Genomic DNA, 15,618 nt, shown 5'->3' on the forward strand with positions numbered 1-15,618 from the left:
TAATCTCTTGATTAAGAAATAAATATGATATAAGTACACAGTATCTTTTAGCATTAAAGGAATAATGGCTGTGTCTTTTATTAAACTTCCATTACCCGAGTCCGTTCTGCAGGCCAGTCAGCAGCGAATAGAATGGGTAATGGAAAACTTCTCCCGTGTTTGCGTCTCTTTTTCTGGCGGTAAAGATTCTACAATCATGCTGCATCTCACGGCGCAGCACGCCCGCCGTACAGGCAAAAAGATTTGCGTCCTGTTTGTCGACTGGGAAGCGCAGTTCTCCTGCACCATTGCGCATTGTGAAAAGATGCGCGCAGAGTATCGCGACGTTATTGAGCAATTTTTCTGGGTCGCGTTGCCTCTCACCACCCAGAACTCTCTGACCCAATATCATCCCGAATGGCAGTGCTGGGAACCCGGCGCGCGCTGGGTGCGCCAACCGCCAAAGGACGCGATTACCGATCCCGGCTTTTTCCCGTTTTATCAATCGGGCATGAGTTTTGAAACGTTCGTTCGCGAATTTGCCGATTGGTTTTCGCGAAATCGTCCCGCGGCGATAATGATCGGCATCCGCGCCGATGAATCGTTAAATCGGTTTATCACCATCTCCTCGCAGCGCAAGCTTCGCTTCGCCGACGATAAACCCTGGACCACCTCCGCGCCGGGCGGACACGCGTGGTACATCTATCCTATCTACGACTGGAAAACCGCCGATATCTGGACCTGGTTCGGCAAAAGCGGCCTGTCCTACAACCCGCTCTATAACCTGATGTATCAGGCGGGCGTTCCGCTGCGCTATATGCGTATCTGCGAACCCTTTGGCCCGGAGCAGCGCCAGGGGCTGTGGCTCTACCATGTGCTGGAGCCTGAACGCTGGGCCGCCATGTGCCAGCGCGTCAGCGGCGTCCACTGCGGCGGAGTTTATGCCGGTCACGATAATCAGTTCTACGGCCATCGAAAGCTGGATAAACCTGCGCAGCATACCTGGAAAAGCTACGCCCTGTTTTTACTCGACAGCATGCCGGAGAAAACGGCGGAACATTACCGCAATAAAATCGCCGTCTATCTTCACTGGTACCAAAAAAAGGGAATGATAGATATTCCGGACACGCAGCCGGCGGATATTGGCTCGAAAGACGTCCCGTCCTGGCGGCGCATCTGTAAAGTTCTGTTGAACAATGATTACTGGTGCCGCCAGCTCTCTTTCAGCCCGACCAAAGCGAATCAATATAAACGCTATCGCGAACGGATGAATAAAAAGCGCCAGCAATGGGGGATACTATGCAACGACAATTAATCCAGGATCTCGAACGCTATCTGCAATCGCTGGAAGATGAAGAGGAAAAGATTACTGCGCTTAACGCCTTTCGCCAGATTCTGCATGAATATAGCCCCTTCAAATCCCAACCGGTTGACTGCGTATTGTGGGTAAAACAGGGCGCCGTTTTGCCTAATGATTACAACCCAAATAATCTTGCGCCACCGGAAAAACGCCTGCTGTTTACCTCGCTGGAAACGGACGGCTTCACGCAGCCCGTTGTGGTAGTGAAACAGGATCAGGAGCGCTATTCCATTATCGACGGTTTTCACCGTCATGAGCTGGCGAGCGGCAGAGCGGCGCTGAAGAAACGACTGAAAGGCTACCTTCCCGTCACCTGCCTGGAAAAGAGCAGCCCCAGGCGTGATTCGCTGATGGCCGCCACCATCCGCCACAACCGGGCGCGCGGACGTCATCAGATTCATGCGATGTCGGAAATCGTCCAGGAGCTGGCGCATCTCGGCTGGTGTGACGAGAAAATCGGCAAAGAGTTAGGGATGGACTCAGACGAAGTATTGCGCCTGAAGCAAATCAACGGTCTGGTGGAGATGTTCAGCGACCGTCAATTTTCTCAGGCGTGGACCGTTAAATAACTACAGACGACACAGTCGTTCCGCCGCAGCCAGCAGCGTGGCTGGCTGTTTGGCGAAGCACAGGCGTATCAGCTTATGCGGGAACGGATCGGCGCAGAACACCGATAGCGGAATCGCCGCGACGCCGATTTCGGTGGTTAACCAGCGGCAGAAGCTGACATCATCCAGATCCGAGACCGCGCTGTAGTCCGCCAGCAGGAAGTAGGTCCCTTCGCAGGGCAAAATGTCCAGCCGACTGGCGCGCAGCGCATCAATAAACAGGTCCCGCCGCTCGCGGTAAAACGCCGGCAGCTGGCGATAGTGCTCCGGCTCGCTGCGCAGCATATCGGCAATCGCCAGTTGAGCGGGCGTATTGACGGCAAAAGTCAGATACTGATGCACTTTACGCAGCTCGGCGCTAATGGCGGCAGGCGCCACGCAGTAGCCCACCTTCCAGCCGGTCATATGGAAGGTCTTGCCAAACGAAGAGACCGCCACCGCCCGCTCGCGCAGCTGCGGATGCGCCAGCACGCTGGCATGCCCTTCGGCGGCAAAGCAGATATGTTCGTAAACCTCATCGCTCAGCACATAGATTTCACGATCGGCAATCGCCTGCCACAGCGCGGCAAAATCTTCCCGCTGCCATACCGTCGCTGACGGGTTGTGCGGCGTATTGAGGATAACCAGTCGGGTTTTGTCGCTGAGGCTCGCGGCGAACTGCTGCCAGTCAACGCGAAAATGCGGCGGCTGGAGAGCAATGCGCTTCAGCACGCCGCCCGACAGCTCAATCGCCGGGGCGTAGCTATCATAGCTAGGGTCAAAGCAAATGACTTCGTCGCCGGAACGTACCAGCGCGGTAATCGCCGCATACAGCGCTTCCGTCGCGCCGGCGGTAACGGTCACGTCGCTGTTGGCATCGGGACGATAGCCGTACAGCTCTTCCGTTTTATCGACGATGGCGTCGCGTAGCGCGGCCACGCCTGTCATCGGCGCGTACTGATTCGCCCCCTGCGCCACGTGATACGCCAGACGCTCCTGCAGATAGCGCGGACCATCGAAATCCGGGAACCCCTGCGACAGGTTAATCGCCTGATGCTGCTGGGCCAGAGCGCTCATTTGGGTAAAGATCGTGGTGCCAAGTGAAGGGAGTTTACTCTCAGGAATCAGTGGCTTATTGCTCATTCTTTTTGTACCGTCTGTCATGCTGTTGTTGAAGCCACTATAACACGATGTTAATATTTGGCAATCAAGACGCTTAGACGTCTAAATGATAATGTTATTTCGCTTATGCTTATGAGTGGAAAACAGCGAGCAGCACAACGCCACCGTCAGCACGACCTACCGCTCACTCTGGAGAACTCATGATCCGCGCTATCGTGACCGATATTGAAGGCACCACCAGCGACATTCGCTTCGTCCACAACGTCCTGTTCCCGTACGCTCGCGAACGCCTGGCCGGCTTCGTGACCGCCCAGCAGTTTGTCGATCCGGTAAAGACCATTCTCGATAACCTGCGCGAAGAGATCGCCCAACCGGCGGCCAGCGTCGAGCAGCTTATTGCTACCCTGTTCGCCTTTATGGATGAAGACCGCAAATCCACCGCCCTCAAGGCGCTCCAGGGGATTATCTGGCGCGAAGGCTACGTCAATGGCGACTTCACCGGCCACCTGTATCCTGACGTCCTGCCGTCGCTGGAAAAATGGAAGTCACAGGGTATTGATTTATATGTATATTCCTCAGGCTCCGTCGCCGCGCAGAAATTGTTATTTGGCTACAGCGACGAAGGTGATATTACTCATCTGTTCAACGGCTATTTCGATACCCTGGTAGGCGCCAAGCGCGAAGCGCAGTCCTACCGCAATATTGCTGAGCAGCTGGGACAGCCTCCTGCCGCCATTCTGTTCCTGTCCGATATCCATCAGGAGCTGGATGCCGCCGAAGAGGCCGGCTTCCGCACCCTACAGCTGGTGCGCGGCGACCGTGACCCGGCCAGCCACCATCCGCAGGTTCAGCGTTTTGACGATATTCATCCGGAGCAGATCCCAGCATGAGCGCATTAACCATTTTTTCCGTGAAAGACCCGCAAAACTCTCTCTGGTACAGCACGAACGCCGAAGAGATCCAGCAGCAGCTCAACGCCAAAGGCGTCCGCTTCGAGCGCTGGCAGGCCGACCGCGATTTAGGCCCGGCGCCAGCCTCAGAAACGGTTATTGCCGCCTATCAGCATGCGATTGATAAGCTGGTGGCTGAGAAGGGTTACCAGAGCTGGGACGTGATCAGCCTGCGTGCGGATAATCCGCAGAAAGAGGCGCTGCGGGAAAAATTCCTCAACGAGCATACCCACGGGGAAGACGAAGTGCGCTTCTTCGTCGAGGGGGCCGGCCTGTTTTGCCTGCATATTGGCGACGAGGTATTCCAGGTGCTCTGTGAAAAGAACGACCTGATTTCCGTTCCGGCGCACACGCCGCACTGGTTTGATATGGGCTCGGAGCCCAACTTCACCGCCATCCGCATCTTCGACAACCCGGAAGGCTGGATTGCCCAGTTTACCGGCGACGATATCGCCAGCGCCTACCCGCGGCTGGCGTAACGCGCCTTATCCGGGCTACCGATCTGCAGACAACTGTGAACATGTAGCCCGGGCAGGCGCCCTGCGCCGCCCCCGGGAGCAGAACGCAGCGTGGCTGAATTTCCCGGAGGCGATGCTGCGCATCTGTCCGGGCTATCCGCCCCAGGAGGGCTTTGATTCCGTAAGCCGGGAATTACCGGGCGCCTAACCCTGAATAAACATCGGCGGGTCGAAAGCGGTCACCGGCGGCAGCGCGTCCCGCCACGGCGCAATCTCCACCCAGCAGCTTTGGGCGCTGCAGCCCTGCCCCAGCCGCGAGCTGCCGCGATCTTCGGTCAACACGTTGGGATTGCCGTGCTTATCCAGAGACCCCTTTTCAGCCGGATCCAGCGGATCGTACCAGGCGCCGGTCGACATCTGCACCACTCCGGGCAAAATCTGCTCGCTGAGGTGCACCCCGGCAAGAATGGCTCCCCGGGCGTTATAGACCTTGACCACGCTGCCTTCGCTGATATCCCGCGCCTGCGCATCCTGCGGATGCATCCACAGCGGCTCGCGCCCCTGAATTTTCGTCGCCCGGCTCACGCTGCCGTGATCGTACTGGCTGTGCAGGCGGGTGCGCGGCTGGCTGGAGAGCAGATGCAGCGGCCAGCGCGCCGCCTCCTGCCGCTGCCAGGCCGCCTCCTGCTCATCCCACCACGGGTGGCCGGGACACTCGCGATAGCCAAACCCGGCGATGGTTTCGGAAAAAAGCTCGATCTTGCCGGAAGGCGTAGAGAGCGGATAGCGCTGCGGGTCGGCGCGAAAATCCGCCAGGAAAACCTGCGGTTTCTCCGGCGCGCTGTATTCCAGCACCCCCTGCCGCCAGAATTCATCAAACGACGGCAGCGCGATCCCCTCTTCCCGCGCGCGAGGCCGCGACGCTTCGTAGATCTCCCGCAGCCACTGCCCGGCGTCGCGCCCCTCGCTAAAGCGCTCGCCGCAGCCCAGCCGCTCGGCAAGGTCGCAGAAGATGGCGTAATCATCGCGCGCTTCGCCCACCGGCGGGATCTGCGCGCTCATGGCGATCATAAAACCGTCGTGACCGCCGCTGCCGATATCTTCCCGCTCCAGCGAAGTAGTGACCGGCAGAACGATATCGGAAAATTTGGCCTGCGCGGTCCAGAACTGTTCATGAACGACCACCGTTTCCGGCCGCCGCCAGGCTTCACACAGGCGGTTAATATCCTGATGATGATGAAACGCGTTGCCGCCGGCCCAGTAGACGAGGCGGATGTCGGGATAGCGCAGATGCTGGCCGTCAAACTCGTATGCCTCGCCCGGATGCAGCAGCATATCGGAAAGGCGCGCCACCGGAATCACCTGGTTTACCGCGTTCTCTCCGGCGGGAAGGCGCGGGCCGGAAAAGGCCTTACGCGCCGCCCCCGCCAGATTGGTGCAGGCGTAGCCAAACCCCAGACCGCCGCCCGGCGTACCGATTTGCCCCAGCAGCGCGGTGAGCGCCACCGTCGCCCAGTAGGCCTGCTCGCCCTGGCGCGCCCGCTGAATCGACCAGGAGATATTGACCATCGTGCGCTGGCTGGCCATCTCGCGCGCCAGCGCGGCAATCCGCTGCGCCTCAATACCGGTTATCGCCGCCGCCCACTCCGGCGTTTTTGCGACGCCATCGCTCTCCCCCATCAGGTAGGTGCGATAGGGTGCGAAACCCACGGTATGGCTGGCGATAAAACCGCTGTCGTAGAGGGATTCATTAATCAGCACATAACAGAGCGCCAGCAGCAGCGCGGTATCGGTTCCCGGACGAACCGCAAGCCACTCGGCGCTCTCCACGGCGCTCAGGTCATTGCGCACCGGGCTGATATTGATAAAGCGCGTCCCCTGCGCCTGCATCTTTTCCAGCCAGTATTTCAGCATATGGTCGTTGGCGCCGCCGCCGTTGACCTGCGCATTACGCAGCGGCAGGCCGCCGAATGCGACAAACAGCTGGCATTCGCGCGCCAGCTCGGAAAAGTGGGTATGCTGGCGGTGCAGCGGGCTCAGCGGCCCGAGAATATGCGGCAGGATGCGCTCGCCCGCCGCGCTGCTGTAGGTGTTGGTGCTGGCGGTATAGCCGCCGAAGCACTTGAGGAAGCGGTGCAGCTGACTTTGCGCGTGGTGAAAACGGCCGGCGCTGGCCCAGCCGTAGGAGCCGCCGAAAATCGCCTCATTGCCGCAGCGCGTTTTGACCGAATTCAGTTCGCGGGCCAGTAAATCGAGCGCCACCTCCCAGCTCACCTCAACAAACGGCTCTTTACCGCGCCCCTCGCGCGAAGCCGGGCCATTTTGCAGGTAGCCCGCGCGCACCGCCGGACGGCGAATGCGCGTCTTGCTGGTGACCGCATCGGGGAGCGACTGACCAATACGTGAGGGATTTTTATCCCAGGGCACCGGCGTCACCGTCTCAATGTTGCCGTCACGGGCCTGGACCTGCCAGGTTCCCCAGTGCATTACGGTCAGATTATGTTGTTTTTTCATCTTGCCTGTTTTCTTCTCACCCGATAAAGGCCGCCATAATAAAGCGTGCGAATCCTGGGAATAAAATACGTATCACCATACAATCTGCTACAGAGAAAGGATTTTTCACGCAGAATAGCTCTACGCCATTCCAGGATGCGATATATTACAGTGACAGAATAATTTTAATTAAGTAGCAATCTTTATTTGAATAAATAAGAGTTGCAAGCAAATTAAGCCCACAAAAATAAAAAGGGATTAAGCTGCATCATGAAATATTTTCAGGTTACAGATAACAAATTTACGTTTTCCTCAGGCAAATCTGCGATATAACATCGTTAATATACCCTAAATAATTCAAGTTTCAGGACAAAACGGTTAACCGTTTTGAACAGCGCTTGCGCTGGCCCCGTAAGGGGTGAGGCCGCAGGCCGAGTAACGCGGCAAGTAAGAGAGTCCCGATGAGCTTACTCAAGTAAGTGATTCGGGTGAACGCACGTAGCCAACGCACATGCAACTTGAAGTATAACGGGTATAACTTAGACATATTTTGTATTTGAGATTGTGTGGCTGTTGTTGTCATGCTACTGCTCCGCACAGCCACCTCCATCACAGGACCATAATAAGAATGTCGCAGAAAATGAAATTATTGCCCATCGCGCTGGGCCTGCTCTCGCTCGCCTCCGTCAACGCTCTGGCGGCGGATGCCTTATCACTTCAGGGAAAAACTATCGGCGTCGCCGTGGTCGGGACGCAGCACTTCTGGGATCGTGAAGCCTATAAGGGTGCGACCGAAGAGGTAGAGAAACTGGGGGGTAAAGTGATCGGCGTCGATGGCGGCCGCGATAACCAGGTTCATGCGAATAACCACGATATTTTACTGTCGCGCAAGGTCGATGCGGTAATTAGCATTCTGGGCGACAGCGCCGTTGAGCCTAAATTCAAAGCGCTACGCGATGCCGGCATTCCGGTATTTACCGTAGACCACGTTTCAAAATATTCGGTCAATAACACCACCTCCGATAACTACACCCTGGGATCGACCATTGGTCGCTATATGGCCGATGAACTGGGCGGCAAAGGCAACGTTGCGGTATTTAACGCATTCTCCAGCTCCCTGCGTATTTGCGGCATTCGTTATGACCAGTGGAAATATGTCCTCAAGGATTATCCGGATATTCACATTATTCAGCCGGAGCTGGCCGAGCAGTTTGCCAACTCGCCGGAAGATGCGCGTAAGAAAACCCTCGAACTGCTGAGCCAGTATCCAAAAGGCAAACTCGACGCCATCCATGTCGCCTGCTGGGATCAGCCGGCTATCGGTATTGTCCAGGCGCTGGAAGAGACCGGCCGCGATAAAGACGTCAAGGTCACCGCGATCGACGCCGGCCCGGAAACCCTGGAGATCATGGCCGAGCCGGGCAGCCCGTTCGTCGCCAACGTCGCCCAGCAGCCGCACCTGATCGGCCAGACCTCCGCCGATAACGTCGCGCGCTACTTCGACAAACAGAAGCTGCCCCTGCAGACCTTTATTCCGGTGGTGCCGGTGAAAGGCCCGCAGGAGGCAAAAGCGGTCTACAAACAGCTGGGATATGGCGAACTGCAGTGATCACTCCATCCTCCGGCGGGGTTAACCCCGCCGCTGGTCTGGCGATGAACCAGATCGGCAAAAGCTTTGCCAACGTGACTGCATTAAATGCGGTCACGCTGCTTCTGAATCCCGGTGAAATTCACGGCCTGATCGGCGAGAACGGCGCGGGAAAATCGACGCTAATAAAAATCCTCGCGGGCGTCTATCGGGCCGACAGCGGCAGCGCCACCCTTGACGGCGCGCCGCTGCCGCTCGGCAATCCCGCGGCGATTGAAGCGCTGGGTATCCGCGTTATTCACCAGGAACTCAACCTAATCCCGCACTTTACGGTGGCGGAATCGGTGTTTCTCGGCCAGGAGTACCGCACCCGCTGGGGCGCGCTGGACCGGCGGCGAATGAACGCGGCCACCCGGGCGTTTTTCCGCGACAGCTGGCAGCTGGATATTCATCCCCGCCGCCTGATCCGCGACCTCAGCCTCGCCGAACGCAAGCTGGTGCAAATCGCCAGAGCGCTGATCGACGGCGCGGCAAAGCTGGTGGTATTCGATGAGCCCACCGCGCCGCTGGAAGCGCAGGAAGCCGGCCTGGTCACCTCCGCGATTCTGCGCCTGCGGGAGCAGGGGATCGCGATTCTCTACATTTCCCACTATCTCAACGAAATCGCCGCCCTTTGCGATCGCGGCACGGTGCTACGTAACGGCGAGGTGGTCGGCTACCCCGACCGGGCGCTGCTGCAGAATACCGACGCGCTGATCAAAATGATGGTCGGCCGCGATATCGAACAGCTCTATACCCCGCGCCAGAGCAGCGCGCATCAGGTCGATGCCGCTGCCCCGGTACTGTCGGTTCGCCATCTCAGCGACGGGCAGCAGTTACGCGATATTACCTTTGATATTCAGCCGGGCGAGATCGTCGGCGTCGCCGGACTGCTGGGCGCCGGGCGCGACGTGCTGATCGATCTGCTTTACGGGCTACGCCGCGCCCGCAGCGGCACGATAAGCGTTGACGGCCAGCCGAAGCGGCTGCGGACGCCGTATCAGGCTACCCGGGCCGGACTGGCCCTGGTGCCGCGCGACCGCCGCCATCAGGGGCTGATTCTCCCCTTCACCACCGCCGACAATATCAATCTGGCCTCGCTACCGGAGACCGCCACTTTCGGCTGGGAGCACCGCAGCCGGGCGCTGGAAAAAGCGCGCAGCTGGATCGACCAGCTCTCTATCCGCCCCGGCCGTCCGGAGCTTCCGGTGCGCTTTATGAGCGGCGGCAACCAGCAAAAGGCGATTCTCGCCCGCTGGCTGGGCACCGATGCGCGGCTTTTTATTCTTGATGAACCTACTCTCGGGGTGGATATCGGCGCGCGACGCGATATTTATCAGCGCACCCGCGAGCTGGCGGATCGCGGTCGCGGCGTGCTGGTCTCATCCAGCGACGCGCCGGAGCTGCTGGGCCTTTGCGACCGCATCCTGGTGATGTGGCGCGGCGAGCTGGTGGCCAATCTCCCGACCCGGGGGCTGACGCTGGACGCGCTGCTGGTGACGATTAACGGTGGACAGGAACAACAGGTATGAGTGCAGGTATCCAGCGCCGCCCCCTTCCGGGCATCACGACGCTTATCGAAAAATTTCCCCTGATTCTCTTTTTTGCGCTGCTGATCTGGCTCAGCCTGCAGTCGCCTTTCTTTTTAAGCTGGCAAAATATCAGCATGATGCTGGTGCAAAGCGTGCCGCTGGCGATCCTCTGCTTCGGCCTGGTCTGCGTGATTGCCGTCGGCGGCGATGATGTGGTCTCCGGCGGCATCGACCTGTCGCTGCCCGCCATCGCGGTGCTCGGCGTCGCGCTGCTCAGCCTCGGCATGGCGGAGTGGAACACCCCTTACCTGGCGCTGTTGTTACTGCTGATCGCCGTTAGCCTGGCCTGCGGCGCCGTCAACGCCACGCTGGTGCTGGCGGCGGGCCTGCCGCCGCTGCTGGCGACCCTGTCAACTTCGGTGGCCTTCACCGGGCTGACCGACCTGCTGACCGGCCAGCGGCGCATCGCGGTGAGCGACCCGCTGATGGTGGCCTTTCGCGATAACGATCTGTTCGGCATTCCCTGGCCGCTGCTCTATCTGCTGGCGGTATTCGCGCTGTTTCAGTTTTTGCTCCACCACTCCCGCTTCGGCCAGCATTTACAGGCGGTGGGCGGTAACCGCGATATGGCGCAGATGAGCGGACTCAACGTTCGCCGTTTGACCATTATCGTCTGGCTGCTGGCGGGCATCGCCGCCGGCCTGGCGATTTTGCCGCTGCTCAGCCAGGGCTCAGGCAGCTCCAGCGGCACGGCGACGCCGCTGCTGCTGGAAACCGTCCTCGCGACCTTTATCGGCGCGGCGTTCTCGCGGCGGCGCGTGGTCACCATCTGGGGGGCGCTGCTCGGCGCGGTGCTGGTCAACGCGCTCTCTAACGGGCTCGGCCTGCTGGGAGTGAATATTTTCTGGATGGGCGCGATCAAAGGCGGCCTGATCCTCGTGGTGCTGGCGGCTTCAGCGGTCAGACATAAAGGAGGCCATTAATGAGCCAACTGACGCTCAAGACCCCCTCAACGGGGCAAACCGGCAGCGGTCCGCTGGCGTGGCTATCGCGGGCAGGATTCGGCGTCATTACCCTGCTGGCGATTGCCCTGTTCGGCTGGGCGAACCCGGTATTTCTGACCTTCGATAACTGGGCCAATTTGCTGCAGGGCAGCGCGATTCTGCTGATCGTGGCGATGGCGATGACCCTTATCGTTAGCGCCGGGGCGATTGACCTCTCCGTCGGCGTGGCGCTGGATTTCGGCGCCGCTTTTGCGCTGGTGGCGCTGAAGACCTGGCACCTGCCGTGGCAGGCGGCGGTGGGTTGCGCGCTGCTCGGCGGGGTGATTATCGGCCTGCTGAACGCCTTTCTGATCCTTGTCTGCCAGATTCGTCCGTTCCTCGCCACCCTCGGCACCTGGTTTATCGCCAGCAGCGCCGAGCGTATCTATACCGACGGCGGCGGCTCTATCTCCTACCGCCGGATGGCGCCGGAGTATCACGATCTCGCGGTCGGCAATATCGCCGGTATTCCGACGCCGGTGGTGATTGTGCTGGCGCTGTGGCTGGTAGCCTGGCTGCTGACCGAACGCACGCTGTTTGGCAAGTACGTGCGCGCTATCGGCCAGAACGGCGAAGCGGCGCGTATCGCCGGCATCCGCGATCGCCGGACCATGCTGTGGGTGCTGGTGGCGGCCTCCGCGCTGTGCGCCGTCGGCGGCGTCATTCTCTCCGCCAACCTGCGCCAGTTTACGCCGCTGGCCGGCCAGGCCTACCTGATGGACGCCATCGCCGCGGTCTTTATCGGTACCGCCTTTAACCGGCTGGGCCGGGTCAGCATCGCCGGCACCCTCGGCGGGGTGCTGTTTCTCGCGATTATTGATAACGGCCTGAACCTGATGGGGCTGAACTACCTGGTGAAGGATGCGCTGGTGGGCGTGATTCTGGTGGTCGCGCTGGCCCTCTCCTTCTGGCAGGCGCGTCTGCGCCAGACCCATCGTTAAGCGGAGCACCTATGGCAGCTTTTGACGCCGTCTTTGTCGGTCTGACTATTCTTGATATCGCCGGTCGCCCGGTGATCGACATCCCGCCGCGCGGCGGGGTAGCCTTTATCGAACAAATTCGTCTTAACCCCGCCGGAACCGCCGCCGGGGCCAATATTAACGCCGCGAAGCTGGGCATTCGCACCGCCGCGGTGGCCTGCCTCGGTGAAGATGAAAAAGCCGATTTTATCCTCGCCAGCTATGCGCGGCTGGGGATCGACTGCTCGCTGGTCCAGCGTACGGCGCAGCGGGAAACGTCGGCGACGATCCTGCCCATCCGCCCCAACGGCGAGCGCCCGGCGCTGCACTGTCGGGGCGCTTCCGATGCGCTTTTTATCCGCGAAGAAGAGTTTGACGCGATCCTCGACTGCCGGTTCCTGCACCACGGCGGCACCGGCCTGCTGGCGGCGATGGATAGGGGGCAAAGCGCGCTGCTGCTGCGGGCGGCGAAAGCCCGCGGCGTCACCACCAGCTTCGATTTAATCGCCCCTGACGCGGGCACCCTGGATCTGCTGCGCCCGCTGCTGCCGTCGGTGGACTACTTTATGCCTTCCCTTGAAGAAGCGGCGTATCTCTCCGGGGAGACCCAGCCGGAAGCGATTGCCCGCGTCTTCTTTGCGCTTGGCGTCGGAACCTGCATTCTGAAGGACGGCGAAAACGGCTCCTGGCTGCTGACCCGCGACGGCGCCGTCGAGCATATCGCGCCGTTCCGGGTCGATGCCGTAGATACTACCGGCTGCGGCGACAGCTACTGCGGTGGCTTTATTGCCGCACTGGCCCGGGGGTTAAGCGTCAAAGCGGCGTGCGAGGTGGCTTCCGCCGTCGCCGCGCTGGTGGCGACCGGCATGGGATCGGATGCCGGCGTGGTGGACTGGCAGCATACGCAGGAGTTTATGGCGACCCACCGTCGCGGATAACAAGCTTCGCCGCCGCATTGCGCGGCGGCAAGCGCGGCTTAACGCCACTGGTAGAGCAGCGGCTCTCCGGCGACATAGCGCTGGAGGTCGGCGGCAATCATCGCCGTATGCTTAGCAATGCTCTCCCGCGTCGCCCCGGCGATATGCGGCGTAATAATCACGTTATCAAACTCGGTGACAAACGGATGGTCGCGCCACAGCGGCTCGCGATGGTAGACATCCAGCGCCGCGCCGCCCAGCGGGCCGTGGCGCAGCGCGTGAATCAGCGCTTCTTCGTCCACGACCGCCGCGCGCGAGGTATTGATCAGCAGCGCGCCCGGCTTCATGCTGTTCAACAATGGCGCGTTCACCAGCCCATCGCTGTGCGGGCCGCTGCTTAGATGCAGGCTCACGATATCCGCCTCGCGGAACAGCCCCTCAAGGGTCGTCTTTTGCAGCCCCGGTTCGTTGATATCCTCGGCGGCGACAAACGGGTCCACCACCAGTACCGCCATGCCAAAGGCGCGGGCGATACGCGCCACCCGGCGGCCAATATTACCGTAGCCAATCAGCCCCAGGGTTTTGTTGCGCAGCTCGCTGCCTTTAAAGACTTCATAAGGGCTTTGCGGACTAACGTCCCACACTACATCGCGGCGCAGTCCGCTCTGGGTGGCCTGCGCCGCGTTTTCGGCGTGGGTGAATTCGCCGCGCTTCAGCGCCGCGTGGGATTGCGGAATATGCCGCGCCAGGCTCAGCATCAGCCCCAGCGTCAGCTCGGCGGCGGCGTCCGCGTTGCGTCCCGGCGTATAGAGCACGCGGATACCGCGCGCCTGGGCGGCTTTGGTATCAATATTCACCGGATTGGCGCGGGTGCAGGCGATCACCTGTAAACGCGGGCAGGCGGCGATCACCGCTTCCGTCACCTCATCGTAGCTGGTCACCAGCACCTCGGCGTCGTGGGCCAGTTCGATCAGCTGGCCTGCGCTCAGCTTCGGTTTGCCCAGCGCCCAGCCTTCCACCCGCAGTTCGCCCAGTTGCTGAAAAGCGCTGAGGTCGCCGGCGTGTTCGGCGGTAAAAACAATTTTCATATGCGTTGTTCCTGAGAAATACGTTGAAGCGCCTCGCGGCGGGCCTGCCACACCGGGAGCATCTGCTCGCGCAGCAGGCGATACACCGGATAGAGCGCGGCGTAGCGGCTGTGCGCCTGCGGATGGGGTCGATAGCGGGTCTGCTCCAGCGCCGGATAGCGGCTCAGGGCATCGACGCTGCGCGCCGCCAGAATCGCCGCGCCGCGCGCGCTAAGCTCGTTGAAAGGACTGGAAACCACCGTTCTGCCGGTGCAGTCGGCAATGATTTGCAGCCAGGTTGCCGAAGCCGCGCCGCCGCCGGTCAGGTACAGTTCGCCGCCCTGCGGGTAGCCCTGAAGCGAGTCGACGATAGCGTAAGCCAGCCCTTCAAACACCGCCCGCAGCAGCTCCGCACGGGTGGTGTGCTGGCTAATGCCGAAATAACCGGCCCGCGCCTCGGGGCTAAAGAACGGGGCGCGTTCGCCGTTGAGGTAGGGTTGCCAGAAGACGCCGCCGCTGCCGGGCTCAACGCTGGCGATATGCTGTTCCAGCTGCTGTAAATCCGGCTCCAGCGCAATCTGCTGCTGGAGCCAGTCGATGTTCGGCGTCCCGGCCTGCATCGGAAAAAGGTTAATAAAGCTGCCCGCTTCGGTATGGGTGACGTAGCGCGTCCCCTCGTTGACCGTCTGGCGACCGTGGCAGACGATACCGGTGCAGCAGGTGGTGCCAAGAATGGTATAAATATCGCCATCGTTGACCGCGCCGCAGCCCAGCGCCGCGCTGCACACATCCAGCGCCCCCGCCGCGACCGGCGTGGCGGCGGGAAGCCCGGTCAGCGCCGCGACCTCTTCACGTAGCGCGCCCGCCTGCACGTCCGGCGCCAGCAGCGGTGGGAACAGAGATTGTAAATCTGCCAGGCCCATCTCATTGAGCACCACCGTGGATAGCTTTCCGCTCTGCTGATTCAGCAAAGAGGTGCTGGCATCGGTAAGATCCAGCGCCGCGACGCCGGTGAGGCGAAAGCGGATCCAGTCCTTGGCGAAAAACAGATAGCGGGCCGCCGCCAGCCGCTCCGGCTGGTGATGCTTGAGCCAGTACAGCTGCATACTGGTGTTGCAGGGCTGCAGATGGGTACCGGTATCGTCAAAGAAGCGACGGTCAAAACCGGGGCGACTGAGCAGTTCGCTCATCAGGTCGCGGCTGCGGGTGTCGCTCCACAGGATACCCGGCCCGACCGGTTCGCCTTCGGCGTCGCTGAGCCAGACCCCTTCGCCCTGCCCGGCAAGGCCGATGGCGCGTAAACGCCCGCTTTGCAGCGCCGGATACCGGGCAATATCGCGTAAAATCGCCACCACCGACTGCCACAGCTGGGCCATATCCTGCTCGGCGTGGCCGTTGGCCGACAGCCGCGGGCCGGTGTTCTGCGCCGCGCTGGCGCACGCCTGAAAGCGTTCATCAAACAGCACCGCTTTCACGCGCGAGGTGCCGATATCGATTCCGAGATAAAAATCCATGCCTGACCCG

General features: G+C 60.6%; 13 protein-coding genes. 9 read left to right on the forward strand and 4 right to left on the reverse strand.

What is annotated here, in order from left to right:
• The first annotated feature begins 70 nt into the window (after positions 1-70).
• Together ACESQ2_RS19800 and ACESQ2_RS19805 are read left to right on the forward strand one after the other, a co-directional pair.
• Entirely contained in the window at positions 71-1,294 is a 1,224-nt protein-coding gene (locus tag ACESQ2_RS19800; protein WP_368762870.1) for a phosphoadenosine phosphosulfate reductase, read from the forward strand.
• Positions 1,279-1,908: a ParB/RepB/Spo0J family partition protein gene (locus ACESQ2_RS19805; RefSeq protein ID WP_014228387.1), complete on the forward strand. Its 630-nt coding sequence runs from the start codon at positions 1,279-1,281 to the stop codon at positions 1,906-1,908. The genes ACESQ2_RS19800 and ACESQ2_RS19805 overlap by 16 nt, the downstream gene beginning before the upstream one ends.
• On the opposite strand, the gene ACESQ2_RS19810 is transcribed toward ACESQ2_RS19805, so the two are convergent.
• Positions 1,909-3,054, reverse strand: a complete 1,146-nt coding sequence (locus ACESQ2_RS19810) for a pyridoxal phosphate-dependent aminotransferase (protein ID WP_160742792.1) — start codon at positions 3,052-3,054, stop codon at positions 1,909-1,911.
• Between the two features lie 194 nt (positions 3,055-3,248).
• Between ACESQ2_RS19810 and mtnC the strand changes: the two genes are divergently transcribed.
• Together mtnC and ACESQ2_RS19820 are read left to right on the forward strand one after the other, a co-directional pair.
• Positions 3,249-3,938 carry an acireductone synthase gene (mtnC, locus tag ACESQ2_RS19815; protein ID WP_014837800.1) on the forward strand — a complete coding sequence of 230 codons (690 nt, stop codon included), beginning with the start codon at positions 3,249-3,251 and terminating at the stop codon, positions 3,936-3,938.
• On the forward strand, positions 3,935-4,477 hold the full coding sequence (locus ACESQ2_RS19820) for an acireductone dioxygenase (RefSeq protein ID WP_049069434.1): 543 nt from the start codon (positions 3,935-3,937) through the stop codon (positions 4,475-4,477). Before mtnC ends, ACESQ2_RS19820 begins: the two co-directional genes overlap by 4 nt.
• A gap of 183 nt (positions 4,478-4,660) precedes the next feature.
• Here ACESQ2_RS19820 and ACESQ2_RS19825 read toward each other — a convergent pair whose 3' ends face one another.
• On the reverse strand, positions 4,661-6,970 hold the full coding sequence (locus tag ACESQ2_RS19825) for a molybdopterin-dependent oxidoreductase (RefSeq protein WP_373171141.1): 2,310 nt from the start codon (positions 6,968-6,970) through the stop codon (positions 4,661-4,663).
• Positions 6,971-7,577: 607 nt separating this feature from the next.
• Between ACESQ2_RS19825 and ACESQ2_RS19830 the strand changes: the two genes are divergently transcribed.
• From ACESQ2_RS19830 to ACESQ2_RS19850, 5 genes are read left to right on the forward strand one after another with little or no spacing between them, the layout of a single operon-like run.
• Entirely contained in the window at positions 7,578-8,558 is a 981-nt protein-coding gene (locus tag ACESQ2_RS19830; protein ID WP_004848735.1) for a sugar ABC transporter substrate-binding protein, read from the forward strand.
• Between the two features lie 44 nt (positions 8,559-8,602).
• Complete coding sequence (locus ACESQ2_RS19835) at positions 8,603-10,108, forward strand: sugar ABC transporter ATP-binding protein (RefSeq protein WP_046878164.1); 1,506 nt, start codon at positions 8,603-8,605, stop codon at positions 10,106-10,108.
• Positions 10,105-11,091, forward strand: a complete 987-nt coding sequence (locus ACESQ2_RS19840; protein WP_014228381.1) for an ABC transporter permease — start codon at positions 10,105-10,107, stop codon at positions 11,089-11,091. The genes ACESQ2_RS19835 and ACESQ2_RS19840 overlap by 4 nt, the downstream gene beginning before the upstream one ends.
• Positions 11,091-12,092, forward strand: coding sequence for an ABC transporter permease (locus ACESQ2_RS19845; RefSeq protein WP_004848729.1), 1,002 nt, complete (start codon positions 11,091-11,093; stop codon positions 12,090-12,092). Before ACESQ2_RS19840 ends, ACESQ2_RS19845 begins: the two co-directional genes overlap by 1 nt.
• A gap of 11 nt (positions 12,093-12,103) precedes the next feature.
• Complete coding sequence (locus ACESQ2_RS19850; RefSeq protein WP_345911517.1) at positions 12,104-13,048, forward strand: sugar kinase; 945 nt, start codon at positions 12,104-12,106, stop codon at positions 13,046-13,048.
• A 38-nt stretch (positions 13,049-13,086) separates the two neighbouring features.
• Here the strand turns inward: ACESQ2_RS19850 and ACESQ2_RS19855 are convergent, their stop codons facing one another.
• A complete protein-coding gene (locus ACESQ2_RS19855) occupies positions 13,087-14,115 on the reverse strand; it encodes a 2-hydroxyacid dehydrogenase (protein ID WP_004848726.1) in 1,029 nt (342 codons plus the stop codon).
• Positions 14,112-15,608, reverse strand: coding sequence for an FGGY-family carbohydrate kinase (locus tag ACESQ2_RS19860; RefSeq protein WP_032748674.1), 1,497 nt, complete (start codon positions 15,606-15,608; stop codon positions 14,112-14,114). The genes ACESQ2_RS19855 and ACESQ2_RS19860 overlap by 4 nt, the downstream gene beginning before the upstream one ends.
• Positions 15,609-15,618: the final 10 nt, after the last annotated feature.

It is taken from the genome of Klebsiella sp. Q11 (assembly GCF_964241505.1).
Taxonomy (GTDB): Bacteria; Pseudomonadota; Gammaproteobacteria; order Enterobacterales; family Enterobacteriaceae; genus Klebsiella; species Klebsiella michiganensis.

Excerpts from the sequence above, each read along its gene's own strand:
- ACESQ2_RS19820 (WP_049069434.1), top strand. The coding sequence starts at position 3,935 with ATGAGCGCATTAACCATTTTTTCCGTGAAAGACCCGCAAAACTCTCTC.
- ACESQ2_RS19850 (WP_345911517.1), top strand. The coding sequence starts at position 12,104 with ATGGCAGCTTTTGACGCCGTCTTTGTCGGTCTGACTATTCTTGATATC.
- ACESQ2_RS19835 (WP_046878164.1), top strand. The coding sequence starts at position 8,603 with ATGAACCAGATCGGCAAAAGCTTTGCCAACGTGACTGCATTAAATGCG.
- ACESQ2_RS19805 (WP_014228387.1), top strand. The coding sequence starts at position 1,279 with ATGCAACGACAATTAATCCAGGATCTCGAACGCTATCTGCAATCGCTG.
- ACESQ2_RS19845 (WP_004848729.1), top strand. The coding sequence starts at position 11,091 with ATGAGCCAACTGACGCTCAAGACCCCCTCAACGGGGCAAACCGGCAGC.
- ACESQ2_RS19830 (WP_004848735.1), top strand. The coding sequence starts at position 7,578 with ATGTCGCAGAAAATGAAATTATTGCCCATCGCGCTGGGCCTGCTCTCG.
- ACESQ2_RS19840 (WP_014228381.1), top strand. The coding sequence starts at position 10,105 with ATGAGTGCAGGTATCCAGCGCCGCCCCCTTCCGGGCATCACGACGCTT.
- ACESQ2_RS19855 (WP_004848726.1), bottom strand. The coding sequence starts at position 14,115 with ATGAAAATTGTTTTTACCGCCGAACACGCCGGCGACCTCAGCGCTTTT.
- ACESQ2_RS19860 (WP_032748674.1), bottom strand. The coding sequence starts at position 15,608 with ATGGATTTTTATCTCGGAATCGATATCGGCACCTCGCGCGTGAAAGCG.
- ACESQ2_RS19825 (WP_373171141.1), bottom strand. The coding sequence starts at position 6,970 with ATGAAAAAACAACATAATCTGACCGTAATGCACTGGGGAACCTGGCAG.
- mtnC (WP_014837800.1), top strand. The coding sequence starts at position 3,249 with ATGATCCGCGCTATCGTGACCGATATTGAAGGCACCACCAGCGACATT.